Genomic DNA, 23,048 nt, shown 5'->3' on the forward strand with positions numbered 1-23,048 from the left:
TCGGAGGAGGGATGGGGCGCTGTGACTTCTCGATGAGCCGGCGGGCCTACGCCGTCTTCCGAGCCTTGTCGGCGCGGGTGTTGTCCACCACCACCTTGCCGAAGGTGAGCCCATCCGGACCGGCGTCCGCCTGGATGGTGTCGCCCGGCAGGAAGTCGCCGTTGAGCACCTTCAGCGCCAGCGGGTCCATCAGGTACTTCTGGATGGACCGCTTCAGCGGACGAGCGCCGTACGTCGGGTCGTACCCGCGATCCGCCAGGAAGTCCCGGGCCTTGTCCGTGAGCTCCAGCGAGAGCCGCTTGTCGGTGAGCAGCTTCTGGAGCCGTCCCAGCTGGATGTCGACGATCCGGTGGATGTCGCTCTTCTTGAGCGGCTCGAAGATGACGATCTCGTCCACGCGGTTGAGGAACTCCGGCCGGAAGTGGCCGCGCAGCGCGTCCATCACCTCGCTGCGCGTGCGCTCGTCCAGCGTCTCCTTGCCCGCCATGCCCTCCTGAAGCGCCTGAGAGCCGATGTTGGAGGTGAGGATCAGCACCGTGTTCTTGAAGTCCACCGTGCGGCCCTGGCTGTCCGTGAGCCGGCCCTCGTCGAGGATCTGCAGCAGGATGTTGAAGACGTCGTGGTGAGCCTTCTCGATCTCATCGAACAGGATGACCGAGTAGGGCCGCCGCCGGACGGCCTCGGTGAGCTGACCGCCCTCGTCGTAGCCGACGTAGCCCGGAGGCGCGCCGACCAGCCGCGCCACGGAGTGCTTCTCCATGTACTCGGACATGTCGATGCGGATCATCGCGCTGTCGTCATCGAAGAGGAACTCGGCCAGCGCCTTGGCGGTCTCCGTCTTGCCCACGCCGGTGGGGCCCAGGAAGATGAACGAGCCGATGGGCCGGTTCGGATCCTGCAACCCGCTGCGCGCGCGGCGCACGGCGTTGGACACCGCCACGATGGCGTCCCGCTGGCCAATCACCCGCTGAGCCAGCCGGTCCTCCATGTGCACCAGCTTCTGGACCTCGGCCTCCATGAGCCTGGAGACGGGGATGTGGGTCCACTTGGCGACCACCTCGGCGATGTCCTCGGCGTCCACCTCCTCCTTGAGGAACTTCTGGCTCTTCTGCAGCTCGGCCAGCTTCTCGTTCTGCGCCTTGAGCTCCTTCTCCAGCGAGGGGAGGACGCCGAACTTCAGCTCCGCAGCCTTGTTCAGGTCGCCCGTGCGCTCGGCCGCGGCCTGGTCGTTCCTGGCCTTCTCGAGCTTCTCCTTCAGCCCGCGGATGCCAGTGATGGCCGCCTTCTCCGCGTCCCAGTGCGCCTTGAGCGAGGTGAAGCGCTCCTTGAGCTCGGCCAGTTCCTTCTCGATCTGGCCCAGGCGCTCCACCGAGTGCGCATCCGTCTCCTTCTTGAGGCCCTCGCGCTCGATCTCGAGCTGGGTCATCTTCCGCCGCACGTCATCAATCTCCGTGGGCATCGAGTCGATCTCGATGCGCAGGCGGCTGGAGGCCTCGTCCACCAGGTCAATCGCCTTGTCCGGCAGGAACCGGTCGGCGATGTAGCGGTGGGAGAGGGTGGCGGCGGCGACCAGGGCGTTGTCCTGGATGCGTACGCCGTGGTGCACCTCGTAGCGCTCCTTGAGGCCGCGCAGGATGCTGATGGTGTCGTGCACGGAGGGCTCGCCCACCATCACCGGCTGGAAGCGCCGCTCCAGGGCCGCGTCCTTCTCGATGTGCTTGCGGTACTCGTCCAGCGTGGTGGCGCCGATGCAGTGCAGCTCGCCGCGCGCCAGCGCCGGCTTGAGCATGTTGCCCGCGTCCATCGAGCCCTCGGCCTTGCCCGCGCCGACGACGGTGTGCAGCTCGTCGATGAACAGGATCACCTCGCCCGCGGAGTCGGACACCTCCTTGAGGACGGCCTTGAGGCGCTCCTCGAACTCGCCGCGGTACTTGGCGCCGGCCACCATGGCGCCCAGATCCAAGGTGATCAGCCGCTTGTTCTTCAGGCTCTCGGGTACGTCGCCATCGATGATGCGCCGCGCCAGGCCCTCGACGATGGCCGTCTTGCCCACGCCGGGCTCGCCGATGAGCACCGGGTTGTTCTTGGTGCGCCGGCTGAGGACCTGGATGCAGCGGCGGATCTCCTCGTCGCGGCCGATGACCGGATCCAGCTTCCCGGCCCGGGCCGCATCGGTCAGATCCCGCCCATACTTCTCCAGCGCGCGGTAGGTGTTCTCCGCGTCCTGGCTGGTGACGCGGGCCGAGCCGCGCACGTCCTTGATGCCGGACAGCACGCGGTCGCGCGTCACTCCCGAGGCCTTCATGACTTCGCCGACGGCGGCCTTGTCATGGGTGAGCGCCAGCAGCAGGTGCTCGGAGGAGACGAACTCATCCTTGAGCCCCTTGGCCTCGTCCTCGGCCTTGTCGAAGGTCTTCAGCAAGCGCTGGCTGAGCATGGCGCTCTCGCCGCCCTGCATGCGAGGAAGCTTCTGAAGGGCCTCGCCGAGCCGCCCGGCGAACAGCTTCGGATCCGCTCCGATCTTCCGGAGGATCGGCTCCACGATGCCGTCCTTCTGGTTCAGCAGCGCCGAGGCGAGGTGCTCGGGCTCGTAGTTGGGATTGTCCGCCCGACGCGCCAGGGCTTGACCCTCTTGGATCGCTTCCTGCGCCTTCACAGTGAACTTGTCGAGTCTCATACGGCTCAACGTAAGGGCCGAACCCCCCTTGGCAAGAAAGGCCGCTTACAAAATCCACGGAATACTTCGAGCCGCTAGGAATCTCTGGACTTTCTGGGTTCAGCAGTTGCCAGAAGGCAAAGGGCCAGTTATACGCCGCGCGCCTTTTCGGGGGGAAGTCCACTGGAAGCGCATGGCGGTTACCTCATACGGCTCGAGACATTTCGGGGGCTGGAGCTCGTCCGGCTGGCGCGCGAGGCGCTGGCGCAGGACGGAGTGTCCGGTCTCCTGCCGGGCTTGCACGTCTCGGTGATCCGGCGGCGGAAGGTGATCCGGCTGGCCTTCGTGGGCCCGACCCCCGCGGCGCGGCTGGCCGCGGGCTGGTACGCCGAGCACCATGCGCTGCCTCGCCTGCTCTCACGGGCGGCGAACGCCACGGTCCACGCCTACGTCTTCGATCCCGCGGAGGGCGAGCAGGTCATCGCCTACGGCAATGGCCACCGCGTGGGCGGCGACGAGGTGCTGTACGCGGACGTGGAGCTGTCCGGCGAGGAGGAACTGGACGATGCGGCCTTCACGCGGCTGCGAGCGCGCTGGCCCATGGGGCACCTGGCCTACGTGTTCGGGCTGACGCGAGAGGATCTGCTGGGGATGCCGCGAGCGGTGCCGAACATGGTGCTGCCGCTGGACGGGGCGGACGCGGAGGAGCGGCTGGACGTGCTGCTGCCCAGCCCGCAGCTCTCCCGAATCACACCGGACGCGGCCTGAGGCCCTGCAGCGGAGCGTCTTCGGTGGACTCGGCGGACCGCGTCACTCCTGGGCGGGGCCGTCCTGAGCGGTGACGACCTGGCGCACGCGCTCGCTGCGGAAGTACTGGCCGAGCAGCACGAAGGCGCCCGCGACGAACGCGGTCATCCCAATGTAGCCCGCGGCCAGCACGGCGGGGCCGAAGCGCTGGATCAGCTCGACGCTGGTGGGATCCTGCCAGTCAGGGAAGGGGCCTTTCACCAGGGCGGCGCTCATGCGATCGACCACGACCATCCACTGGGCTCCGTCGATGGTGCGCAGGATGGCGGCGAGGATGGCGGCTCCACTGAGCAGCCGGCGCATGCCCTCGCGCGGCATTCCTCCCGGGCGCAGCATCCGGGCGGCGGCCACGAAGACGACGGCGCACACCACGGCCAGCGAGCCCAGCAGCGCGGTGCGAGAGTCGCGCATGGGCTCCAGGGCGGAGAACTGGGCCAGGAGCACGTGCTCGTTGGCGTCCCGGTCTCCGAACCGGCCGGCGTTGGAGAGGACCGCCTCCTTGTACTCGGAGAACTGCGCCAAGCTGGAGGCCTCGGTCACGGAGGACATGCCCGTCAGGCCCGAGAAGATGAGGCACAGCACCGCGGCGATACGGATGCCGCGGGGCAGCCTCTGGGGTTGGGCAGCGGGGACGCTCAACGCTTGCTTGCCTCCACGTAACGCAGGCGCAGGTCCGTGAGGAGCGTGGCGAAGAGCTTCTCTTCCTCGTCGGTGAGGTTGCCGCGCGTCTTCTCGCGCAGCATCGACAGCAGATCGAGGCTCTGGCGGGCCAGCTCCAGGTTGCGCTCGGTGCGGCCCGTCTCGGGGTTGGCGGTGTCGCCCAGGTGGATGAGCGCGGTGGAGGCCAGCCCGATGATGAAGGTGTTGAAGGCGATGGGGCTCTCGCTGGTTGCGGGGCGTGCCTCACCCCGCATCACGAAGGTCTCTCCCCGCTTCTCGTCCGTCATGGGGCCTCGTTTTCCTCGGAACCCTCCTCCGCCTCCTCCTCGTCGCCCTCGGTCTCGTCCTCATCCGACTCGTAGTCTTCGTCGGCCTCCATCGCCGTCTCCACCGTGGTGGCCTTGTCAGCCACGTCCGGCAGGCCCTTGATGTGGCGCTCATACGCCTTCTCGTCGAGCTGGCCGCCGCGCAGGTAACGCTCCGCGGTGCGCTTATCGAGGTGCTTCGGGTCCACGGTATCCGCCATGTTCAAATCCTCGGAATCTCTTGTGAAAAGGGCGCGCCACCTTATAGCAGAGGCGCAGCCTGTCAACGCCGCCGGACCGCAGTCCTGGAGCCGATGAACGCCCCTGCCCGTGCCATGCTTCCCCGAGGCCCCTATCTCCTGTGTGACGATACTGTCCTCCCCTCGCTGTCGCTGGGAGAGAAGGCCCGTCGCCTGCTGGCCGGAGGGGCGCGCATCCTCCAGCTTCGGATGAAGCGCACGCCGCCTCGGGAGGCGCTCGCGGCCGCCCGCGAGGTGGTGGCCGCGTGCCGCCGCGCGGGAGCGCTCTGTCTGCTGAACGATCGGGTGGACCTGGCGCTGCTGGCGGGCGCGGACGGGGTGCATGTAGGAGACGAAGATCTGCCCCCGGAGGCGGCGCGCGAGCTGCTGGGCCCGGCTCGGCTGGTGGGCGTGACGGTGCGCGACACGGTGGGAGCGAGGGCGGCGCAGGAGGCGGGAGCCGACTACGTGGGGGTTGGGCCTGTCTTCGGGACGACGACGAAGCAGGTGCCGGCGCCGGTGCTGGGGCTGGAGGGCTTCGCGGCGGTGGTGCGAGCCAGCCCGCTGCCGGTGGTGGGGATTGGCGGGGTGGGGCTGGCCAATATCGCGAAGGTGGCGGCGGCGGGGGCGCACGGGGCGGCGGTGGTCTCGGATGCGCTGCTCGCCGAGGACATTGCCGAGCGGGTGCGTGCTCTGCTTGCCGCGTTTGACACAGGCATTCGAGGGACTACCCTCGCGGGCGCCCCATGAACTATCCCCCGAGACATCACGGTCTGCCGCCCCGTCGGCCCAACATCGGCATCTCACCGGACTGGACCGGGGTGGGGCCTGAGAACCCCTTCGCACGCTACGAGCTGAAGGTGACATACGCGGAGGCGGTGCTGCGGGCGGGCGGGCTGCCGTTCGTGCTGCCGTACACGGACGATCTCACGTGCGTGGAGGCGTATCTGGATCGCGTCTCCGGGGTGCTGATCACGGGCGGCGCGTTCGACATTCCGCCCGAGGCCTACGGCGAGACGGTGCGAGAGGGCATGGGGCCGCTGAAGGAGGGGAGGACGGCCTTCGAGACGGCGCTGATGCGAGCGGCGCTGAAGCGGAACATGCCGGTGCTGGGGGTGTGCGGAGGCATGCAGCTGTTGAACGTGGTGCTGGGCGGCACGCTGTACCAGGACATTGGCCGCGAGGTGCCGGAGGCGCGCGAGCACGAGCAGAAGCACGATCGCACCCAGCCGCAGCACCCGGTGGAGGTGAAGGACAGCACGCTGTTGGCGGAGGCGGTGGGGAAGGGCCAGTTGATGGTGAACTCCACGCACCACCAGGCGGTGAACAAGCTGGGCGCTCAGGTGGTGGCGAGCGCCACGTCGCCGGATGGAGTGGTCGAGGCGATCGAGTCCTCGGCGCACGTCTTCGCGGTGGGCGTGCAGTGGCACCCGGAGTACATGCTGAACAACCTCCCGGTGCACGGTGGCATCTACAAGGTCTTCATCCACAAGGCGCGCGACTACCGGCGGTGAGCAAGCTCCCTCGAGTCCTGCTGCTGGCGGGCCACGAGCCCACGGGGCGCGCCGGCCTGCTGGCGGACATGACGGCGGTGCGAGCCATGGGCGGTGTCCCCGTGGCCGTGCCCACGGCGCAGACGGCGCAGGGCAGCACGACATTTCTCAGTGAGGCCACGCCAGCACGGGTGCTGCGGGCCCAGGTGGCCGCGGCGCGAGAGTTGGGGCCGCTGCACGCGGTGAAGCTCGGCATGGTGCCTGATCCGGTGCGGTTGAAGGCCATCCGCGAGGCGCTGGAGGGCGTGGACGCGTGGTGGGTGGTGGACCCCGTGGTCCGGACTTCGCGAGGGCAGCCCCTCTCACGCCTCTCGGTTCGGCACTATTTGGCGCTGGCGGGCCCGCGCGTGGTCCTCACGCCCAACCTGGCCGAGGCCGCGTGGCTCCTGGGATTGCCGAGCGTGAGCACGGTAGACGAGGCGGCGGAGGCAGGCCGGGCGCTGGTAGCCCGAGGCTTCGGGGCCGTACTCGTGAAGGGCGGCCACCGGGAGCAAGGCGCCGTGGATGTGCTGTGCATGACGGGGCGGACGAGGCTGCTCACGGGCAAGCGCCTTCGCCGCTCGCCAGAGCGCAGGGGCACGGGCTGTCGGCTGGCCTCGGCACTGGCAGTGGAGCTGGGCCGCGACAGCTCGATGGAGGCTGCCGCGCGCCGGGCAAAGGTCCACGTCGCTCGCTACCTGCGCACAGGCAACGGCTAGGGCGAACCCTACTGTTACTGGAACTCGCCCCGGGCGCGGCTCTCGAAGCGCGTGAACTCCGAGAGGAACACGAGATCAATCGAGCCCACGGGGCCGTTACGCTGCTTGGCGACGATCAGCTCCACGGGGATGGCGGTGCGCGCCCGCGCGGCCTCCTCGCCGTCCGGAGAGCCCTCGTCCTGGTCCTCGCGGTGGATGAACATCACCACGTCGGCGTCCTGCTCGATGGAGCCGGACTCGCGCAAGTCGCTGAGCATCGGCTTGCCGCCCTTGCGCTCCTCCACCTTACGGTTGAGCTGGCTGAGCGCGATCACCGGCACCTCCAGCTCCTTGGCCAGCTGCTTCAGGGCGCGGGAGATCTCGCTCACCTCGAGCTGGCGGCTCTCCACCTTGCCCTTCTGGTGCATCAGCTGGAGGTAGTCGATCACGATCAGCGACAGCCGCGGGTCCTTCTGCTTGAGCCGTCGAGCCTTGGCGCGCAAGTCGAACGGAGACAGGCCGCCCGAGTCATCGATGTAGATGGGAGCGTTGTAGAGCTTGCCCGCCATCTCCTGGAACTTCTCCTCGTCGTTCTGGGTGAGCCGGCCGCCGCGCAGCTTCTTCATGTCCACGCGCGCGCTCGAGGCCAGCAGACGCATCAGCAGCTGGTCCGCGGGCATTTCCAGGCTGAAGATGGCCACGGCCTTGGGCTCCTCCTCCAGCGCCGCGTGCATCGCGATGTTCATCGCCAGCGACGTCTTGCCGATACCGGGGCGCGCCGCGAGGATGATGAGCTCACCGGCATGCAGGCCCGTGAGCTGGTTGTCCAGGTCGATGTAGCCCGTGGACAGGCCCGTCACGCCCGAGGACGAGGCCTTCATCTTGTCGAGCAGATCCAGCGTCTGCTCCATCAGCTCGCTGACGGCCCGGAGATCTCCCTCACGGCGCTTCTCGGCCAGGTTGAAGAGCTTGCGCTCGGACTCATCGAGCACCACCTCGATGTCGCCCGTCTCCTGGCTGGCCATCTCCATGATCTCGCGGCCGACGTTCGCCAGCCGCCGCCGGAGCGCCTGATCCCGGACGATCGTCGCGTACTGGACCGCGTTGTGGGTGAAGGGGACGCCCTGATCCAGCGTCATCAGGTACGAGGGGCCACCCACCGCGGCCAGGTGCCCCAGCACCTTCAGCTCCTCGGCCAGCGTCAGGTGATCCACCTGCCGCTGCGTGCCGTCCAGCTTGAGCATCGCCGCGAAGATCGCCGCGTGCTGGGGGCTGGAGAAGTCGTCCGGGTGGACCACCTCGGCCACGTTGGCGATCAGCGTGTTGTCGGCCAGCACGGCGCCGAGCACGGCGCGCTCCGCGGCAAGATCCTCGAGAACCTTCCGCCCTTCACGACCATCGAGCACGTTGGACATGGATGCACCCCCACTCTACAGGCCGGTCCCGCAAAAGAAGAAGGCCGCCCGGGATGCCCGGACGGCCCTCTGGGGAGCACAGGTGGGACGGCCCGTTACTCGGGGACGACCTCGACCTTGAGCTTGGCCACCACGTCGCGGTGCAGCCGCAGCTCCACCTCGTGGCTGCCCACCGTCTTGATGGGCTCGGGCAGGTGGATGCCGCGGCGATCCACCTGCTGGCCCTGCGCGGCCACGGCCTCGGCGATGTCCAGCGCGGTGACGGAGCCGAACAGCTTGTCCTGCTCGCCCACCTTGCGCTTGATGGTGATCTTGATGGAGCCCACCTTCTTGGCCTGCTCCTCGGCGGCGCCCTTCAGCTTGGCGTTGCGCGCGGAGATGACCGACTTCTCGTGCTCCAGCTGGCGCATGTTCTGCTCGCTGGCCAGCACCGCCTTCTTGCGCGGCAGCAGGTAGTTGCGCCCGAAGCCGTCCTTGACGGTGACGAGCTCCCCGGACTTGCCGAGGCCGTCGATGTCTTCACGAAGAATGACCTTCATGTGCTTTCTCCGAAGTCAGGACGGGCTGACTAGCCCACCATCGCGTTGTAGGGGAGGAGCGCCAGGCCGCGAGCGCGCTTGATGGCCACCGCCACCTCGCGCTGGTGCTTGGCGCAGTTGCCGGAGATGCGGCGGGGGATGATCTTGCCGCGCTCGGTGACGAAGTACTTGAGCGTCGCCTGATCCTTGAAGTCCACCTTGGTGTTCTTCTCGGCGCAGAAGCGGCAGACCTTCTTGCGGCCAAAGCCGCGCCCGCCGCGCTTGTCATCATCCATGCCACCGCCGCGGTCGCGATCGCCACCGCGATCCCGATCACCGCCGCGGTCACCGCGGTCACCGCGGTCACCACCACCAAAGCCACCGCGATCGCCGCCGCCGAAGCTGCGGCCGCCACCGGCCCCGCCGCCAGAGCGCGAGGGGGCCGAGGAAGTCGTCTTGTTATCCGTACCGTTCATGAGCGTTCTCGTTCTCGAAAGGGTCCGTGGAAGACCGAAGGGCGATTAGGCCTCCTCGGTGCCCTCCTCCTCAGACTCGCCGACCTCGTCCGCCACATCGCTACGGAAGGGCACCTCGCGCTCGGGAGCGCCCGGACGGGCCTCCTCCACGTCGCCGGCCATCTTCACGTCCTCGAGCACCGGACGGGACTCGGGATCCACCTCGTCCGCGATCTTCACGGACAGGTAGCGCGTCACCTCGTCGAAGTTGCGCAGGTTGCGCTCCACCTCGGCCACCATCTTGGCGTCACCCAGGTAGTGGGTGTGCACGTAGATGGCGCGCGGCTGCTTGGCGATGGGGTACAGCGTCTTCTTCTTGCCCCACACCGTGAAGCGGAGGACCTTGCCACCCTCGCGGTTGACGATGCCGCGGACGCGCTCCTTGAGGCGGTCCACGTTGTCGTCCGTCAGCTCGGGCTTGATCAGGAAGATGGTCTCGTACTCACGAAGCCGCAGCGCGGCCTGTGTCTCAGCCATGTTTCTCTCCCCTTGGGGTCGAGTGCCCCCCGGCCAATCCGGGGAGCGGGGAAACGGTCAGCCGGCCCGAGAAGGCCGTCCGCCGGGAACGGGAAAAACAGCGCGCCCGTCACCTTCGCGCTTCGTCCCGTGGGAACACGGGAAGATGGAAAAGAACATCCCCACCGCCCGGGTGGGCGGGGGAGGGGTCTTCTACGAGGGGCCTCCCCTCAAGTCAAGACGAGAGCGGGCAGGAGCACCGGTCTCCGGACAGGGGGCCACAGCCGCGGGCGGCCAGGGGCGGCCCTGCTGGCTCGCCCGGGTGGTACTCAAGCCTTGCGGTTGAAGCGGTTCATCGCCGTGGCCAGCCCCTCGCGGACCCACGTCTCCGCCATGTCCGAGGCCTTGCCGATGAACTCCTCGAGCTGGCGCCGCTCCCCGTCATCGAAGTTGGAGAGCACGTAGCCGGCCACCCGCTCCTTGGCGTTGGGCCCCTCCGGCTTGCCAATGCCGAAGCGCAGGCGGATGAAGCCGTCCGCCCCCAGGCTCTGCACGGAGCTCTTCAGCCCGTTGTGCCCGCCCGTGCCGCCTCCGGCCTTGAGCTGCAGCCGCCCGAAGGGCAGATCCAGCTCGTCGTGGATGACCAGGATGTCCTCCACTGAGATCTTGTAGAAGCGCGCGGCCTCGGCCAGCGAGCGGCCCGACAGGTTCATGTACGTCTGCGGCTCGACGAAGAGGATGCGCTCGCTGCCCAGCGTGCCCTGGCCCACCTTCGCCTGGAACTTCTCCTGGTTCAGCTCCGCGCGCGCCCGGGACAGCAGCGCCTCCACCACCATGAACCCGATGTTGTGCCGGTGGCGCTCGTACTCGCGCCCGGGGTTTCCCAGCCCGCAGATGAGCTTCATGGGAGGCTCCGAAAGAAAACGGGGCCAGCCCCGAGAGGCCGGCCCCGCTCAAGAGAAACCGGGTGGGGATTACTTCTTCGCCGGGGCCTTGGCCGCGCCCGCCGCCGCCTTGGCGTCGCCCGCCTTGGCGTCGCCCGCCTTGGCATCGCCCGCCTTCGCACCCGCCGCCGGAGCCGCCGCAGCGCCCGCCGCCGGAGCCGCCGCGGCAACCGCCGCCGCCACAGGAACCTCCTCGCGCTCGGGCGCGGCGACGACGGCGATCGTGTAGTTGACGTTCGTCTTCACCGACACGCCCGCGGGGAGCTTGATGTCGTTGATGTGGAGCGCCATGGCGATCTTCAGGTGGGTGACATCCGCCTCGATCTTCTCCGGGATGGCCTGGGGCAGCGCCCAGACCTCGAGCTCGCGGCGGACCTGGCTGAGCAGACCGCCGTCCGCGGTGCCCACGGCCTTGCCCACGAGCACCAGCGGCACGTTGACCTTCACCTGCTCGGTGTCCGTCACGGCGATGAAGTCCGCGTGGAGGATCTCACGCGTCACCGGATCCATCTGATAGTCCTTCAGCAGCACCTGGTGGGCGCCGCCGTCGAGCTTCAGGCTGATCAGCGTGTTGAACTTGTGCGGGGTGTTGATGGCCTGGCGGATGGCCTTCGGCTCCACCGCGACGTGCACCGGGGCCTTCAGGTGCTTGCCGTAGACGACCGCGGGCACCAGGCCCTGGCCGCGCAGCTTGCGAGCCGCGCCCTTGCCGGCGCCCTCACGGCCCTTCGCTTCGAGAGTGGCCTTATCGACTGACATGGGAATGCCTCTTCAGGAGACTGCGAGTGTCCACCGGGTTCGCCTGGCGCCCTCGGCATCCCGCCCCGATGGCGGGCCCCGAAGACGGCGCCTCTCAAGGCAGCCGGTGGAGTGGAGGTGGCACATGCCAGCCAGCGGGCCCGGAGTCAAGCCGCCCGCCAGCCAGGCGCACGCCTAGACGAACAGCGAGCTGAGCGAGTCGGCCCGGTGGATGCGGGCGATGGCCTCGCCGAACAGCCGCTCGGTGGTGAGCACCCGGATCTTCGGGCACGCCTGCGCCCCGGGCGCCAGCGGCACCGTGTCCGTGAACACCACCTCCTCCAGCACCGAGTCGGTGATGCGCTGGAGGGCCGGGCCGGAGAGGATGGGGTGGACGGCATAGGCCACCACGCGGCGCGCGCCCTTGTCCTTCAGCGCGGCGGCCGCCTGGGCCAGCGTGCCGGCGGTGTCCACCATGTCGTCGATGAGCACCGCGTCCTTGCCCTTCACGTCGCCGATGAGGTTCATCACCTCGGAGGAGTTGGGCTGCGGGCGCCGCTTGTCAATGATGGCCAGCCCCGTGTTCAGCCGCTTGGAGTAGGCCCGGGCGCGCTCCACGCCCCCCGCATCCGGCGAGACGATGATCAGATCATCCGTGTCCGTGAAGCGCTTGCGCAGATCCTCCAGGAACACCGGCGAGCCGTAGAGGTGATCCGAGGGGATGTTGAAGAAGCCCTGGATCTGCCCGGCGTGCATGTCCATGGACACCACGCGCGTGGCGCCGGCCACCTCGAGCATGTCCGCGATCAGCTTGGCGGTGATGGGCGTGCGCGGCGCCACCTTCCGGTCCTGCCGGGCGTAGCCGTAGTAGGGGATGACGGCGTTGATGGAGCCCGCGCTCGCCCGCTTGAGGGCGTCGCAGATGATCAGCAGCTCCATCAGGTGATCATTGGCGGGCGGGCACGTGGACTGGATGATGAACACATCCTGTCCGCGGACGTTCTCGCCGATCTCGACGTGGATCTCCCCGTCCGAGAAGCGGCCGACCGTGGCCTTGCCCAGCGGGCGCTTGAGATAGTCGCAGATCCGGTGAGCCAGCTCCGGATTGGAGCTGCCGGTGAACACCTTGAAGTCATGCGCGGGCGGCATGGGGCGCTACTAACCTGCTGGCGCCCGCAAGGGAAGCGCCTTAGTCGGCTTCCGCCGCTGCCATGACGTTGTGCAGGTGGTTGCCGTTCTGCGTCTGCTTCTCGTACTCGTGGAGGATGATGCGCTCCATCTCACTCCGAGTGTCCGCGTTGAGCGGATGGGCGATGTCCTTATAGGTGCCGTCCTTGCGCTTCTTGGCCGGCATGGCGATGAAGAGCCCGGACGCGCCGTGGATGACCTTGAGGTCGCGGATGACGAAGCAGTGATCCAGGGTGATCGTCACATAGGCCTTGAGCTTGTCCTCTGCGACTGGAAACACCCTGACGTCGGTGATGTTCATGTAGCCCCCCGCACCAGAACCCGAAAGAGCGGTGCTGGCGGGAAGCCTGGGTCAGAGTGCCCCGAAAATGCAAGCCCCTAGCTACTCAGTACGTTGGGCGGTGGTCAGGGGAAGTGGGGCCAGTGGCTGAGCAGGTGCGTCAAAAATGCGAGGTGGTAGACGTTGATGACGGCGTAGATGAGCGCTCCGGCGCGGATGGCCAGGCGGCTGGCGCGCAGGCCTCGGTGCAGGCACAGCAGCGACAGGCCCGCGTTCACGATGATCAGCTTGGCCACCATGAAGAGCAGCGGGGACTGATCGTACGCCACCCGCATCAGCGGGTTGAGCTCCTCGGCCACGTCCATCTGTAAGAACGTCAGGGTGAACAGCCCGTCCAGCAGGTTGAGCACCAGCAGCGCCACCGATGCCGGTGAGAGATAGAAGGACCCCAGCCCCGCCCAGAAACTCCGCGCCTGCTGTTGTGCCGTCGCCGCCACCCGCGCACCTCCCCGTGAGAATCCCGCGGGTAGGCTCATTCAAGAGCCTTGCCAGCGCGGAGGACTCCCGAGGTAGGCCCAGGCAGGGCGGCGTAGGCGGGGCGCCGAGCGGGCCGCGGAAGGGGGCTCGCGGCGTCACGCGATCATTGACTCCGTGGGGAGCGTGACCGAGTATCCGCGCGCCCTCCGCCCCTTCGGTGGGATTCTTCGCGTGCACCAATTCCCCAAAGATATCGGGTGGATAGAGGTCATCTGCGGCTCGATGTTCTCCGGCAAGACGGAGGAGTTGATCCGCCGCGTCAAGCGCGCCATGTACGGCAAGCAGCGCGTCCAGGTCTTCAAGCCGAAGATCGATGATCGCTACGACGAGACCCAGGTGGTGAGCCACTCGCAGCACAAGCTGGTCTCCACGCCGATCGAACGGCCTGAAGAAATTTTTTACCATTTGTCACCTGAGACACAGGTGGTCGGAATCGACGAGGTGCAGTTCTTCGGTCCCGAGGTGGTGCAGGTGTGCGAGGCGCTGGCCAACAAGGGGCTGCGCGTCATCTGCGCCGGACTGGATCAGGACTACCAGGGGCGGCCGTTCGAGCCCATGCCGCAGCTGCTCGCGGTGGCCGAGTACGTGACGAAGGAGCTGGCCATCTGTGTGGTGTGCGGCAATCCGGCCAACCGCTCCCAGCGGCTGGCGGCGCGGGGCGAGCGGGTGGTGGTGGGGGCGGCGGGGGCCTACGAGGCGCGCTGCCGCAAGTGCCACGTGGCGGAGCCCACCGAGGCCACCCCGCCGCAGACGCTGAAGTTGTTCGACTGACTCACGAAGGGGAAGCGTCCGATGCGCGACACGCTCTATGCCAACGTCCCGTTCCGGCTGAACGAGATCACCCACCGGTATGGCTCGCAGGTTCACCTGGTGGGAAATCCTTTTCTCCTCTCACAGCTGGCCACGCTGTGCGCCAAGGGCACGGTGCAGCCGCAGATCAACCGGCTGGTGGAGCTGCTCTACGCGGATCTGGTGAAGACGGTCATCAACGCGGAGTTCCCGCGGAAGATGGTGGCCATCCCCACGCGGATGGTGGACTCGACGCCGCAGGGCATCTTCCAGGGCGAGGTGATCGACTCGCACACGCGGGTGGTGACGGTGAACATCGCCCGCGCGGGCACGCTGCCGTCGCAGGTGACGTACGACTTGCTCAACGTGACGGTGGATCCGACGCTGGTGCGGCAGGACCACATCATCATGAGCCGGATGATCGACGCCGAGCACACGGTGGTGGGCTCGAACATCGGCGGGGCGAAGATCGGCGGGGACGTGGATGATGCGATCGTCCTGTTCCCGGACCCGATGGGGGCGACGGGAGGGAGCCTGTCGACGGCGATCTCGCTCTACAAGACGAAGGTGCCGGGCAAGCCGCGGCGGATCATCACGCTGAACCTGATCGTCACGCCGGAGTACCTGCGGCGGCTCACGACGGATCATCCGGACGTGACGATCTACGCGCTGCGGCTGGATCGGGGGATGTCTCCGCCGGAGGTGTTCGGCACGGAGCCGGGGACGCACTGGGACAAGGAGCGGGGGCTGGACGAGCGGCAGTACATTGTTCCCGGGGGCGGCGGCTTCGGGGAGATCATGAACAACGCGTACGTGTAGGGGACGAGCCGTGGCTTTCTACGAGAACGATGTCGGCGTCTTCATCGACGAGAAGAAGGTCCAGGCGCGGGTGCGCGAGCTGGGAGCGGAGATCACCCGGGACTACCAGGGCAAGGAGCTGACGCTGGTGTGCGTGCTGAAGGGCTCCACGCCGTTCGCGATGGATCTGGCGCAGGCCATCGATCTGCCGCTGACGATGGAGTTTTTGGGCGTGTCCTCGTACCAGGGCGGGACGGAGACGACGGGCGAGGTGCGCATCACCACGGACGTGAGCAAGCCGATGGCGGGCAAGCACCTGCTGATCATCGAGGACATCATCGACACGGGGCTGACGATGAGCTTCCTGTTGGAGAACCTCCAGGCGCGGCACCCGGCGTCACTGAAGGTGGCCGCGCTGCTGGAGAAGCCGTCGCGGGCCCGGGCGAAGGTGCAGATCGACTACAAGGGCTTCGTGATCGACGACGTGTTCGTCGTGGGCTACGGGCTGGACTACGCGGAGAAGTACCGGAACCTGCCGTTCATCGGAGTGATGAAGGGCAAGTAGCGCCAGGGCTTCGGCAGTCACGAGGGCGGGGAGCGCGGGAAGAGCGCGTCGATGCCCAGCATGTCCGTCTCGGGGATGGGCCGAGCGAAGATCTGCGCCGCACCGTCGAGGCTGCGCAGGCGCGGGTCCGAGAGTTCGGCGAAGGAGAGGCTCTCGGACCACTCGACGGTGGGAGCCGCCTGGGCGAGGAGCCGGCGCGTCTGCGAGTGCGTGGCGATTCCCGCATGCGCGCGATAGCCCCGCTGGATGCCGAACTCCACCAGCGCTTGATAGGTGAGCCTGGGGGTGAGGCCCTGGCCGCGAATCTCCGGCGCCAGCGCGGTGATGTTCATGTAGAGGACCTGTCCACGAGCCTGGGGCTGACCGTAGCGCCGCTCGTAGAGTGCCAGCAGGCGCGAGTGCATCTCGGACCAGGCGCGGAGCCGCTCGTCCTCGTTTCGTGCCATCGCGGCGACGGCGGAGAACTGGTCGACGAGATCGTGGCAGAACAAGAAGCCGAGCACTTCGTGGGTGGCCGGGTGGACGGCGAGCAGCCCCATGTCGGCCTCGAGGGCGACACGGCACGCGCGTTCGGCGATGGGCCGGTACTCCTCGGCCGTGAAGCCCAGGGCGCGTGCGATGACGTTGTGCCGCGGGTAGAGCGCGCTGACGCAGTCAATCGTGCGCTCCAAGGAGGTCGCATCGAGGTGGCGAATCTCTACGTCGGCCGGGTGTGGGGGCTGCATGGCCGTCTTATTCCAGCGTTCCATGGAGCGAACAAGCGCGCCGGGTCAGTCGCTCTCACCGGCCCGAGCGTGAGGAGGAGCGGAGCCCACGCCCTCCCCATGACAGCTGGGGCTTCGAGCGGGGTGTTGCCCCCTGGGGGGTGCGTGAGCAGTGTCACCAAGAGTGAACCCTTGTGGCGGGGACGGCCGTGGTCTGGGCGCTCTGCCCGTGAGGCTGCCCATGGCGGACGGCGCTGCGAAGACTGTTCCTCAGGCGGTGAGCGGCGAGTCGATGCGCCGGTACATCGCCGAGTTCGTGGGGACCTTTGTCCTGGTCATCGGAGGCGTAGGGGCTGCCGTCCTGGCGGGGGATCGCATCGGCTTCCTGGGGGTCTCGTTCGCCTTCGGGCTGTCGCTGCTCGCGATGGCCTACACCGTCGGCCCCATCTCGGGTTGCCACATCAACCCCGCGGTGACGATCGGCCTGATGCTGTGCGGGAAGATCGAGCGCAGGTACGTCCCGGGCTACCTCGTCGCCCAGTGCCTGGGCGCCATCGTGGCAGCGGGCATCGTGCTGTTGCTGGCGAAGGGGGCGCCGGAGGGCTACTCAGCCGCGGCGCAGGGGCTGGGAGCCAACGGGTTTGGCGCTCACTCGCCGGGAAACTACGGGGCGGGTACCGCCTTCCTGGCCGAGATCGTCCTCACCTTCCTGTTGGTGCTCACGGTGCTGGGCGCCACGGACGCGCGGGCGCCCGTGGGCTTCGCGGGGCTGGCGATCGGTCTGGTGCTGACGCTGATCCACTTGGTGGGCATTCCCCTCACCAACACCTCGGTGAACCCGGCGCGCAGCCTGGGGCCCGCGGTGTTCGCCGGAGGCTGGGCGCTCCAGCAGCTCTGGCTGTTCATCGTCGCCCCGCTGCTGGGAGGCGGGCTGGCGGCCGCTGTCTACCGCACGGTTCATCGCCCGGCGGTGGAGATCCCCGCCTCGCGGGCGGAGCAGGCCCTGGAGAGCGAGCGCGTCGAGCGAGTGGCTTCCCGGCGTCCGGCGGAGACCTGAGGCCGCGACGAACAGGGGCAAGGAGCGCATCACCATCGATTCGTGATCGGCGACATGTTCGTCGTGGGCTACGGGCTGGACTGCGCAGAGAAGGTATCCGTCCGGCGGACGATGTGATGCCGGAGCTTGAGCGCGGACGAATGCCGTGCTCAGGGGGGATCGCGAGATGAGAGCTGCGGTCTTCAGGGCGAGCAAGGCTCAGGAGGAGTCAGCAGCACGCAGGCGCTTCCACTCATGGGGTAGCAGCTCGCCGATACACGAGTTGGGGTGTGTCTGCACGAGCAGCAGCACGTCTGCCAGGTACTGTTCGGGATTGATGCCGTTGGCCTCGCAGGTGGCGACCAGGGCGTAGAGGCCAGCCAGGTTCTCGCCCGCAGCCTCGTGGCCGACAAATTACTTTTTTGATGAGAGTCCATTGGTCTTCGTTTGCGGCGGGGAAAAGCTCCATCCCTGAAGGGATGCAATCAAGCTCAAGAAGCGCTTGCATGACCTCTTGGCGCTCATCTTGCAGGTCTTGATATGTTGAGCTTACAAAGACTTGGTATCGCTTATCCATGGCGCTTCACCAATTGACTGGTGCTGGTTCGCACAAAGAGCCGACCCCTGTAGGCATTCAGCAACTCCCAACTTGAAGAGCATGTTGCCAGCATCGTCCATTGAAATGGGTTTAGGTCAGAACGCGGCGTCGAGCACCACGTCGGTCGCCGCGCCCACGCCCACGCCCACCTGATAAGCGCTCACGCGACGCTCGAAGAAGTTCGTGAGCTCCTGCACGTCCTGCAGGTCCATGAACGACAGCGAGTTCTTCACCCGGAACATCGGTGCCATGCCCAGCATCATCAGCCGCTGGTCCGCCACGTATTCCAGGTACTGCCGCATCTCCGCCACCGACAGCCCCGCCACGCCTCCGCTCAGCAGGTCCTGCGCGAACAGCGTCTCGCACTCCACCGCCTCGCGCAGCATCTCCATCACGTCCGCCTGCATCCGAGCATCGAACAGCTCCGGCTCCTCCTGCCGCGCCACCTTGATCGCCTCGTAGGCGAACGTCATGTGCGCGCTCTCGTCCCGGAACACCCAGTTCGTCCCCGCCGCCAGCCCGTTCAACAGCCCCTTGCTGCGCAGGAAGTACACGTACGCGAACGCCGCGAAGAAGAAGAGCCCCTCGATGCACCCCGCGAAGCAGATCAGGTTCAGCAGGAACCGCCGCCGGTCCTCCTTCGTCTTCAGCTCCTTCAGGTCGTGGATCGAGTCCATCCACTTCAGGCAGAACCGCGCCTTGCGCTGGATCGACGGGATGTTGTCGATCGCCGCGAACGCCTTCGCCCGATCCGCCGGATCCGGCACATACGTGTCCAGCAGCGTCAGGTAGAACTGCACGTGCAGCGCCTCCTCGAAGAGCTGGCGCGACAGGTACATCCGCGCCTCGGGCGCGTTCACGTGCTTGTAGAGGTTCAACACCAGGTTGTTCCCCACGATCGAGTCGCCCGTCGCGAAGAACGCCACCAGCCGGTGGATCAGGTGCCGCTCCGCGTCCGTCATCTTGCTGCGCAGGTCCACCAGATCCGTGGAGAAGTCCACCTCCTCCACCGTCCACGTGTTCTTGATCGCGTTGCGGTACATCTCGAAGAAGGCCGGATAGGCCATCGGGCGCAGCGTGAGGTTCATCCCGGAGTCCAGCAGCATCGTCGGCATCCTCTGAAAGTCGATCAGGCGTAAGGGAAGGAAAGGGCGCCCCTCTCTCCCGCGAGAGGGACGCCCCAAGTCATGACGTGGAAGCAGGGGAGCGCCGCGGCCTACTGGCAGGCCTCGCACAGCTCCGGGTTCTCCAGCGAGCAGGCCACCGCCTCGGCCTCCGTGTACGCGGGCTTCTCGGGCGCCGCCGTCACCACGGGCGCCGGAGCCTGCGCCGGAGCCGCGCTGGCCACGGGCATGTTCGGCGTGGAGGTGATGCTCGACCCCGCTGGAGTTCCCACCGTGGCCTTGGCGATCCGCGTCGCCGGCCGCGAGCGCAGGTAGTACGTCGTCTTCAGCCCCTTCTGCCACGCGTAGAAGTACATCGAGGACAGCTTCCCGATGTTCGGCGCCTCGACGAAGAGGTTCAGCGACTGGCTCTGGTCGATGAACGCGCCCCGGTCCGCCGCCATGTCGATCAGCGAGCGCATGGGGATCTCCCACGCTGTCCGGTAGACCGCTCGCAGCTCCGCCGGCAGCTCCGTCAGCTCTTGCACGCTGCCCTCGGACAGCTTCAGCCGCGAGCGCATGGACTCGTTCCACAGCCCCAGCGCTTGCAGCTCCCGCACCAGGTACTTGTTCACCTGCAGGAAGTCCCCCGACAGCGTCTCGCGCTTGAAGAGGTTGGACACCTGCGGCTCGATGCACTCGTAGCAGCCCGCGATGGAGGCGATCGTCGCCGTGGGGGCGATCGCGATCAGCAGCGAGTTGCGCAGGCCCCCCTTCTGGATCCGCGCGCGCAGCGCGTCCCAGCGCGCCTTGTCCTCGGGCACCACGCCCCACGCGTCGAACTGGAGCTCGCCCCGCGCCGCCCGCGTGTCCGGGAACGCCTGATGCGGGCCGCTCTGCTCGGCCAGCTCGCACGAGGCGCTCAGCGCCGCGTAGTAGATCTCCTCGGAGATCTTCTTCGACAGCGCGCGGGCCTCGGGCGCGTCGAACGGCAGCCGGAGCTGGAAGATCACGTCCTGCAAGCCCATCAACCCCAGGCCCACCGGCCGCCACTTGCGGTTCGAGTCCGCCGCCGTCGCGATGGGGTAGTAGTTGAGATCAATCACCCGGTCGAGCTGGCGGATGGCCAGCGCCACGTTCGTCCGCAGCCGGTCGAAGTCGAACTTGCCGTCCGTCATCATCCGGCCCAGGTTCAGCGAGCCCAGGTTGCACACCGCCGTCTCCGAGGCGTTCGTCACCTCGAGGATCTCCGTGCACAGGTTGGACAGGTGGATGACGTTGCCGTCCTTCGCCGTCTGGTTGCTCTTGCGGTTGCTGATGTCCTTGAAGGTCATCCAACCGTTACCCGTCTGCGCCAGCGTCTTCACGATGCGCGCATACAAGTCCCTCGCCTTCACCTTGCGGACGGCCTGCCCCTTCGCCTCGGCCTCGGCATACGCCTTCTCGAAGGCCTCGCCGTACAGGTCCGTCAGGTGCGGGGTCGACTTCGGATCAAACAGGGACCAGTCGGCGTCCTGCTCCACCCGCTTCATGAACAGGTCCGGCACCCAGTTGGCCAGGTTCAGGTTGTGCGTGCGGCGGGCCTCGTCGCCCGTGTTGTCCCGCAGCTCGAGGAAGTCCTCGATGTCCGCGTGCCACGTCTCCAGGTACACGCAGCACGCGCCCTTGCGCTTGCCACCCTGGTTCACCGCCGCCACCGACGCGTCCAGCGTCTTCAGCCACGGCACAATCCCGTTCGAGTGCCCGTTCGTCGACTTGATCAGCGAGCCGCGCGCCCGCACCCGGTGGTACGCCACGCCGATGCCTCCCGAGAACTTCGAGAGCATCGCCACGTCCGTGTATTTCTTGTAGATGGCCTCCAGCTCGTCCGCCGGCGAGTCCAGCAGGAAGCAGCTGCTGAGCTGCTCGTGCCGCGTGCCCGCGTTGAACAGCGTGGGCGAGCTGGGCAGGTACTCCAGTGAGCTGAACAGCCGGTACAGCTCGATCGCGTCCTTGGCCGAGTCCGTCAGCGCGCACGCCACGCGCAGGAAGAAGTCCTGCGGCGTCTCGATCACCTCGCGCGTCTGCGGGTTCTTGAGGAGATAGCGGTCATAGACGGTGCGCAGGCCGAAGTACTCGAACAAGTCGTTGCGCGACGGATCGATGGCCGCGTTCAGCTTGCGCGCGTTGGCCTGTACGAACTGCAGCAGCCGGTCGGCGATGAGCCCGTGACGGTGGCCCGCCGCCACCGACTGCGAGAAGGAGTGGATCTCCTGGTTCGACACTTCCTTCTGGATGTAGGTGGCCAGCAGCCGGGCCGACAGGCGCGCGTACTCGGGCTCCTCGACGATGAGCGCCGCCGCCGTCTGGATGGACAGGCTGTCCAGCTCCTTCGTCGTGGCCCCGTCGTACAGCCCGCTGATCGTCTTCGTGGCCACCCGGAGCGCGTCCACCCGCGCCAGGCCCACGCAGCAGCGGCTCACCGCCCGGACGATCTTGTTCAAGTCCACCGGCTCGGGGCTGCCGTTGCGTTTGCGGACCCGCATCATCGTCGGCGCCAACTCGTTGGCGGCGGCCGGGGCGGGCGGGGGCAGGGGGGCAGAAGCGGGCTTCGCGGGGGTCTCGACGGTCACGAGCGGCTCACTCCGAGTGAAGACGCAGCAGGACAAACCTCTCCCGTTCAGCAGACCGAGGGGGCTCGCCGCGTCCTATTAAGGGGGTTTTTTGGATCCCACCGAGGCCTCCCTCCCTGGGGCGGGGGGCTGGCGGGCGGCCCAAGCTATTGGGGGCTCCGGCCAGTGTCAACGCCAGATCTTGGGCCTGACTGGGCTCGCCGCTTGCAATCTATGATCACTAGCCAACGCTTTTTTCCGCGCGCCGGGACCACCCCTCAGGCCCCCAGCAAGAGGTGGGCCTGACCCACCTGCCGGGGCGGTTCCGAGGGCCTTTCCAGAACCACTGAATTCCTTGAAATCTGGGTGAAACCTGGGCTGAGCGGTTACGTTCAGTTCCGACCGGTGCAGACCCCTGAAACCACTGCCCGCGCGGCTCCGTGCGCCAAGCACTGAGGCTCAGGGTGTGCCCTTGCCCCCATCCTGGGTGCTTGGGGTTTCCGCGGGGGGTTGGGCCGGGGGCTGCTGACCGGTGGGGCCTGGAGTGCCGGGGGCTGCGGCAGGGGCGGCGGGGGCGGCGGGGGCGGGCGGCTGCTCGTCCTGCGAGGCTGGCCCGCTGAGGGTGTGGACGGCGTCTAGCAGGTCCTGCTCCAGCTTCGTGGCGGCGGGCTCCACCTTGGAGAGCATCTGGTTGGCGCTGCGCGAGTGCCGGTTGTCGCCCTCGGCGGCCATCCGGAGCTGCGCCATCGCATCCGTGATCAGCTTGCGCGCGTCCTCCAGCTTCTGCCGCGCCTGGTAGTAGGCCACGTCCGCCAGCATGGCCTTGAGGGTGGTGTGCTGCTCCTGGCTGAGGCCCGTGAGGCGCTCGGCGCGTCGCAGGTAGTAGACGCCGCGCTCCACCTTCTGCGGATCCTCCGAGGCGATGCGCGGCCGGGCCAGCGCCTCCAACTGGGAGAAGAGGGCCCGGTCCAGCTCGTCCCGCTCGCTGAAGCGCTCGGTGAGGAGGCTCGAGGGCACGTCGTGTCCCTCCAGCGGGATGGGGGCGTAGGTGTCCGCGAGCCCCACGTCGCTCGGCTGGTAAGGCGCCGCGCCCGACGGCAGCATCCGCCCCTTCATGACGATGAGCTGGCCGTTGTCCACCTCCAGCGTGAAGGTGCGCGCGTTGAGCTGAGAGAGCAGGAACGCCACCGCCCCGCCCATCGCCAGCACCAGCAGTGTCACCACCAGCCGCGTGAAGGCGCGCATCGCTCGGGAGCCAAAGCCCTGCTGCGGGTTACCGTTCATGTCGCCTGCTCTCCTGTGGTCCGATCGTGCGGCCCTGGTTCGCGCCCGGCGCTTTCCTTGGGGCCTGTGTCCCGGAGGCTATACTCCACCGG

At 67.6% G+C, this 23,048-nt stretch carries 25 protein-coding genes and 2 pseudogenes; 8 read left to right on the forward strand and 19 right to left on the reverse strand.

What is annotated here, in order from left to right:
* Positions 1–46: 46 nt before the first annotated feature.
* Positions 47–2,677 (reverse strand): ATP-dependent chaperone ClpB, encoded by a 2,631-nt coding sequence (gene clpB, locus ACJ8AT_RS36435; RefSeq protein WP_407742578.1) that lies wholly within the window; start codon positions 2,675–2,677, stop codon positions 47–49.
* A 255-nt stretch (positions 2,678–2,932) separates the two neighbouring features.
* On the opposite strand from clpB, the gene ACJ8AT_RS36440 reads away from it, so the two are divergent.
* Positions 2,933–3,424 carry a hypothetical protein gene (locus ACJ8AT_RS36440; RefSeq protein ID WP_407742579.1) on the forward strand — a complete coding sequence of 164 codons (492 nt, stop codon included), beginning with the start codon at positions 2,933–2,935 and terminating at the stop codon, positions 3,422–3,424.
* 42 nt (positions 3,425–3,466) lie between these two features.
* On the opposite strand, the gene ACJ8AT_RS36445 is transcribed toward ACJ8AT_RS36440, so the two are convergent.
* From ACJ8AT_RS36445 to ACJ8AT_RS36455, 3 genes are read right to left on the reverse strand one after another with little or no spacing between them, the layout of a single operon-like run.
* A complete protein-coding gene (locus tag ACJ8AT_RS36445) occupies positions 3,467–4,102 on the reverse strand; it encodes a hypothetical protein (RefSeq protein WP_407742580.1) in 636 nt (211 codons plus the stop codon).
* Positions 4,099–4,410, reverse strand: a complete 312-nt coding sequence (locus tag ACJ8AT_RS36450; protein WP_407742581.1) for a DUF1844 domain-containing protein — start codon at positions 4,408–4,410, stop codon at positions 4,099–4,101. The genes ACJ8AT_RS36445 and ACJ8AT_RS36450 overlap by 4 nt, the downstream gene beginning before the upstream one ends.
* Positions 4,407–4,649: a hypothetical protein gene (locus ACJ8AT_RS36455; protein ID WP_407742582.1), complete on the reverse strand. Its 243-nt coding sequence runs from the start codon at positions 4,647–4,649 to the stop codon at positions 4,407–4,409. The genes ACJ8AT_RS36450 and ACJ8AT_RS36455 overlap by 4 nt, the downstream gene beginning before the upstream one ends.
* Before the next feature lie 93 nt (positions 4,650–4,742).
* Between ACJ8AT_RS36455 and thiE the strand changes: the two genes are divergently transcribed.
* From thiE to ACJ8AT_RS36470, 3 genes are read left to right on the forward strand one after another with little or no spacing between them, the layout of a single operon-like run.
* Positions 4,743–5,417 carry a thiamine phosphate synthase gene (thiE, locus tag ACJ8AT_RS36460; RefSeq protein WP_407742583.1) on the forward strand — a complete coding sequence of 225 codons (675 nt, stop codon included), beginning with the start codon at positions 4,743–4,745 and terminating at the stop codon, positions 5,415–5,417.
* A complete protein-coding gene (locus ACJ8AT_RS36465) occupies positions 5,414–6,181 on the forward strand; it encodes a gamma-glutamyl-gamma-aminobutyrate hydrolase family protein (RefSeq protein ID WP_407742584.1) in 768 nt (255 codons plus the stop codon). Before thiE ends, ACJ8AT_RS36465 begins: the two co-directional genes overlap by 4 nt.
* Positions 6,178–6,918, forward strand: coding sequence for a hydroxymethylpyrimidine/phosphomethylpyrimidine kinase (locus ACJ8AT_RS36470; protein ID WP_407742585.1), 741 nt, complete (start codon positions 6,178–6,180; stop codon positions 6,916–6,918). Before ACJ8AT_RS36465 ends, ACJ8AT_RS36470 begins: the two co-directional genes overlap by 4 nt.
* Positions 6,919–6,932: 14 nt before the next feature.
* Here ACJ8AT_RS36470 and dnaB read toward each other — a convergent pair whose 3' ends face one another.
* From dnaB to ACJ8AT_RS36515, 9 genes are all read right to left on the reverse strand, one after another.
* Positions 6,933–8,312 (reverse strand): replicative DNA helicase, encoded by a 1,380-nt coding sequence (gene dnaB, locus ACJ8AT_RS36475; protein ID WP_407742586.1) that lies wholly within the window; start codon positions 8,310–8,312, stop codon positions 6,933–6,935.
* A 95-nt stretch (positions 8,313–8,407) separates the two neighbouring features.
* The gene (gene rplI, locus ACJ8AT_RS36480) at positions 8,408–8,851 is read right to left on the reverse strand and encodes a 50S ribosomal protein L9 (protein ID WP_407742587.1); all 444 of its coding nucleotides are present in this window, start codon (positions 8,849–8,851) and stop codon (positions 8,408–8,410) included.
* Between the two features lie 29 nt (positions 8,852–8,880).
* Entirely contained in the window at positions 8,881–9,306 is a 426-nt protein-coding gene (gene rpsR, locus ACJ8AT_RS36485) for a 30S ribosomal protein S18 (protein ID WP_407742588.1), read from the reverse strand.
* 45 nt (positions 9,307–9,351) lie between these two features.
* Complete coding sequence (rpsF, locus tag ACJ8AT_RS36490; protein ID WP_407742589.1) at positions 9,352–9,822, reverse strand: 30S ribosomal protein S6; 471 nt, start codon at positions 9,820–9,822, stop codon at positions 9,352–9,354.
* Between the two features lie 308 nt (positions 9,823–10,130).
* Positions 10,131–10,706, reverse strand: coding sequence for an aminoacyl-tRNA hydrolase (gene pth, locus ACJ8AT_RS36495; protein WP_407742590.1), 576 nt, complete (start codon positions 10,704–10,706; stop codon positions 10,131–10,133).
* Positions 10,707–10,775: 69 nt separating this feature from the next.
* On the reverse strand, positions 10,776–11,504 hold the full coding sequence (locus ACJ8AT_RS36500) for a 50S ribosomal protein L25/general stress protein Ctc (RefSeq protein WP_407742591.1): 729 nt from the start codon (positions 11,502–11,504) through the stop codon (positions 10,776–10,778).
* Positions 11,505–11,678: 174 nt separating this feature from the next.
* Positions 11,679–12,632, reverse strand: a complete 954-nt coding sequence (locus ACJ8AT_RS36505; protein WP_407742592.1) for a ribose-phosphate pyrophosphokinase — start codon at positions 12,630–12,632, stop codon at positions 11,679–11,681.
* Between the two features lie 40 nt (positions 12,633–12,672).
* On the reverse strand, positions 12,673–12,972 hold the full coding sequence (gene spoVG, locus ACJ8AT_RS36510; RefSeq protein WP_407742593.1) for a septation regulator SpoVG: 300 nt from the start codon (positions 12,970–12,972) through the stop codon (positions 12,673–12,675).
* Positions 12,973–13,076: 104 nt separating this feature from the next.
* A complete protein-coding gene (locus ACJ8AT_RS36515) occupies positions 13,077–13,448 on the reverse strand; it encodes a DUF5658 family protein (RefSeq protein ID WP_407742594.1) in 372 nt (123 codons plus the stop codon).
* 211 nt (positions 13,449–13,659) lie between these two features.
* Between ACJ8AT_RS36515 and ACJ8AT_RS36520 the strand changes: the two genes are divergently transcribed.
* The 3 genes from ACJ8AT_RS36520 to hpt are packed head-to-tail and all read left to right on the forward strand — an operon-like array spanning position 13,660 to position 15,640.
* A complete protein-coding gene (locus tag ACJ8AT_RS36520; protein WP_407742595.1) occupies positions 13,660–14,259 on the forward strand; it encodes a thymidine kinase in 600 nt (199 codons plus the stop codon).
* Between the two features lie 21 nt (positions 14,260–14,280).
* On the forward strand, positions 14,281–15,096 hold the full coding sequence (locus ACJ8AT_RS36525; protein WP_407742596.1) for a uracil phosphoribosyltransferase: 816 nt from the start codon (positions 14,281–14,283) through the stop codon (positions 15,094–15,096).
* A gap of 10 nt (positions 15,097–15,106) precedes the next feature.
* Positions 15,107–15,640 (forward strand): hypoxanthine phosphoribosyltransferase, encoded by a 534-nt coding sequence (gene hpt / locus ACJ8AT_RS36530; RefSeq protein WP_407742597.1) that lies wholly within the window; start codon positions 15,107–15,109, stop codon positions 15,638–15,640.
* 17 nt (positions 15,641–15,657) lie between these two features.
* On the opposite strand, the gene ACJ8AT_RS36535 is transcribed toward hpt, so the two are convergent.
* Complete coding sequence (locus ACJ8AT_RS36535) at positions 15,658–16,389, reverse strand: hypothetical protein (protein WP_407742598.1); 732 nt, start codon at positions 16,387–16,389, stop codon at positions 15,658–15,660.
* Positions 16,390–16,585: 196 nt separating this feature from the next.
* Here ACJ8AT_RS36535 and aqpZ point away from each other — a divergent pair, with 196 nt between their 5' ends.
* Entirely contained in the window at positions 16,586–17,401 is an 816-nt protein-coding gene (gene aqpZ, locus ACJ8AT_RS36540) for an aquaporin Z (RefSeq protein ID WP_407742599.1), read from the forward strand.
* Positions 17,402–17,599: 198 nt separating this feature from the next.
* Here aqpZ and ACJ8AT_RS36545 read toward each other — a convergent pair.
* From ACJ8AT_RS36545 to ACJ8AT_RS36565, 5 genes and pseudogenes are all read right to left on the reverse strand, one after another.
* Positions 17,600–17,794, reverse strand: a pseudogene (locus ACJ8AT_RS36545) (transposase domain-containing protein); the annotation flags it as partial.
* 58 nt (positions 17,795–17,852) lie between these two features.
* Positions 17,853–17,957, reverse strand: a pseudogene (locus ACJ8AT_RS36550) (DUF4062 domain-containing protein); the annotation flags it as partial.
* Positions 17,958–18,073: 116 nt separating this feature from the next.
* Positions 18,074–19,084: a ribonucleotide-diphosphate reductase subunit beta gene (locus ACJ8AT_RS36555; RefSeq protein WP_407742600.1), complete on the reverse strand. Its 1,011-nt coding sequence runs from the start codon at positions 19,082–19,084 to the stop codon at positions 18,074–18,076.
* 110 nt (positions 19,085–19,194) lie between these two features.
* Positions 19,195–21,609: a ribonucleoside-diphosphate reductase subunit alpha gene (locus ACJ8AT_RS36560; RefSeq protein WP_407742641.1), complete on the reverse strand. Its 2,415-nt coding sequence runs from the start codon at positions 21,607–21,609 to the stop codon at positions 19,195–19,197.
* Between the two features lie 522 nt (positions 21,610–22,131).
* Complete coding sequence (locus ACJ8AT_RS36565; RefSeq protein WP_407742601.1) at positions 22,132–22,956, reverse strand: IF-2 protein; 825 nt, start codon at positions 22,954–22,956, stop codon at positions 22,132–22,134.
* Between the last annotated feature and the right edge of the window lie 92 nt (positions 22,957–23,048).

The organism is Hyalangium sp., from assembly GCF_045802625.1.
In the GTDB taxonomy this organism is placed as follows: domain Bacteria; phylum Myxococcota; class Myxococcia; order Myxococcales; family Myxococcaceae; genus Hyalangium.

What these genes read in the sequence shown, in the direction of transcription:
- clpB (WP_407742578.1), bottom strand. Translation starts at nt 2,677, where the DNA reads ATGAGACTCGACAAGTTCACTGTGAAGGCGCAGGAAGCGATCCAAGAG.
- ACJ8AT_RS36450 (WP_407742581.1), bottom strand. Translation starts at nt 4,410, where the DNA reads ATGACGGACGAGAAGCGGGGAGAGACCTTCGTGATGCGGGGTGAGGCA.
- ACJ8AT_RS36455 (WP_407742582.1), bottom strand. Translation starts at nt 4,649, where the DNA reads ATGGCGGATACCGTGGACCCGAAGCACCTCGATAAGCGCACCGCGGAG.
- thiE (WP_407742583.1), top strand. Translation starts at nt 4,743, where the DNA reads ATGAACGCCCCTGCCCGTGCCATGCTTCCCCGAGGCCCCTATCTCCTG.
- ACJ8AT_RS36465 (WP_407742584.1), top strand. Translation starts at nt 5,414, where the DNA reads ATGAACTATCCCCCGAGACATCACGGTCTGCCGCCCCGTCGGCCCAAC.
- dnaB (WP_407742586.1), bottom strand. Translation starts at nt 8,312, where the DNA reads ATGTCCAACGTGCTCGATGGTCGTGAAGGGCGGAAGGTTCTCGAGGAT.
- rplI (WP_407742587.1), bottom strand. Translation starts at nt 8,851, where the DNA reads ATGAAGGTCATTCTTCGTGAAGACATCGACGGCCTCGGCAAGTCCGGG.
- rpsR (WP_407742588.1), bottom strand. Translation starts at nt 9,306, where the DNA reads ATGAACGGTACGGATAACAAGACGACTTCCTCGGCCCCCTCGCGCTCT.
- rpsF (WP_407742589.1), bottom strand. Translation starts at nt 9,822, where the DNA reads ATGGCTGAGACACAGGCCGCGCTGCGGCTTCGTGAGTACGAGACCATC.
- pth (WP_407742590.1), bottom strand. Translation starts at nt 10,706, where the DNA reads ATGAAGCTCATCTGCGGGCTGGGAAACCCCGGGCGCGAGTACGAGCGC.
- ACJ8AT_RS36500 (WP_407742591.1), bottom strand. Translation starts at nt 11,504, where the DNA reads ATGTCAGTCGATAAGGCCACTCTCGAAGCGAAGGGCCGTGAGGGCGCC.
- ACJ8AT_RS36505 (WP_407742592.1), bottom strand. Translation starts at nt 12,632, where the DNA reads ATGCCGCCCGCGCATGACTTCAAGGTGTTCACCGGCAGCTCCAATCCG.
- spoVG (WP_407742593.1), bottom strand. Translation starts at nt 12,972, where the DNA reads ATGAACATCACCGACGTCAGGGTGTTTCCAGTCGCAGAGGACAAGCTC.
- ACJ8AT_RS36525 (WP_407742596.1), top strand. Translation starts at nt 14,281, where the DNA reads ATGCGCGACACGCTCTATGCCAACGTCCCGTTCCGGCTGAACGAGATC.
- ACJ8AT_RS36535 (WP_407742598.1), bottom strand. Translation starts at nt 16,389, where the DNA reads ATGGAACGCTGGAATAAGACGGCCATGCAGCCCCCACACCCGGCCGAC.
- aqpZ (WP_407742599.1), top strand. Translation starts at nt 16,586, where the DNA reads ATGGCGGACGGCGCTGCGAAGACTGTTCCTCAGGCGGTGAGCGGCGAG.
- ACJ8AT_RS36555 (WP_407742600.1), bottom strand. Translation starts at nt 19,084, where the DNA reads ATGCTGCTGGACTCCGGGATGAACCTCACGCTGCGCCCGATGGCCTAT.
- ACJ8AT_RS36560 (WP_407742641.1), bottom strand. Translation starts at nt 21,609, where the DNA reads ATGATGCGGGTCCGCAAACGCAACGGCAGCCCCGAGCCGGTGGACTTG.
- ACJ8AT_RS36565 (WP_407742601.1), bottom strand. Translation starts at nt 22,956, where the DNA reads ATGAACGGTAACCCGCAGCAGGGCTTTGGCTCCCGAGCGATGCGCGCC.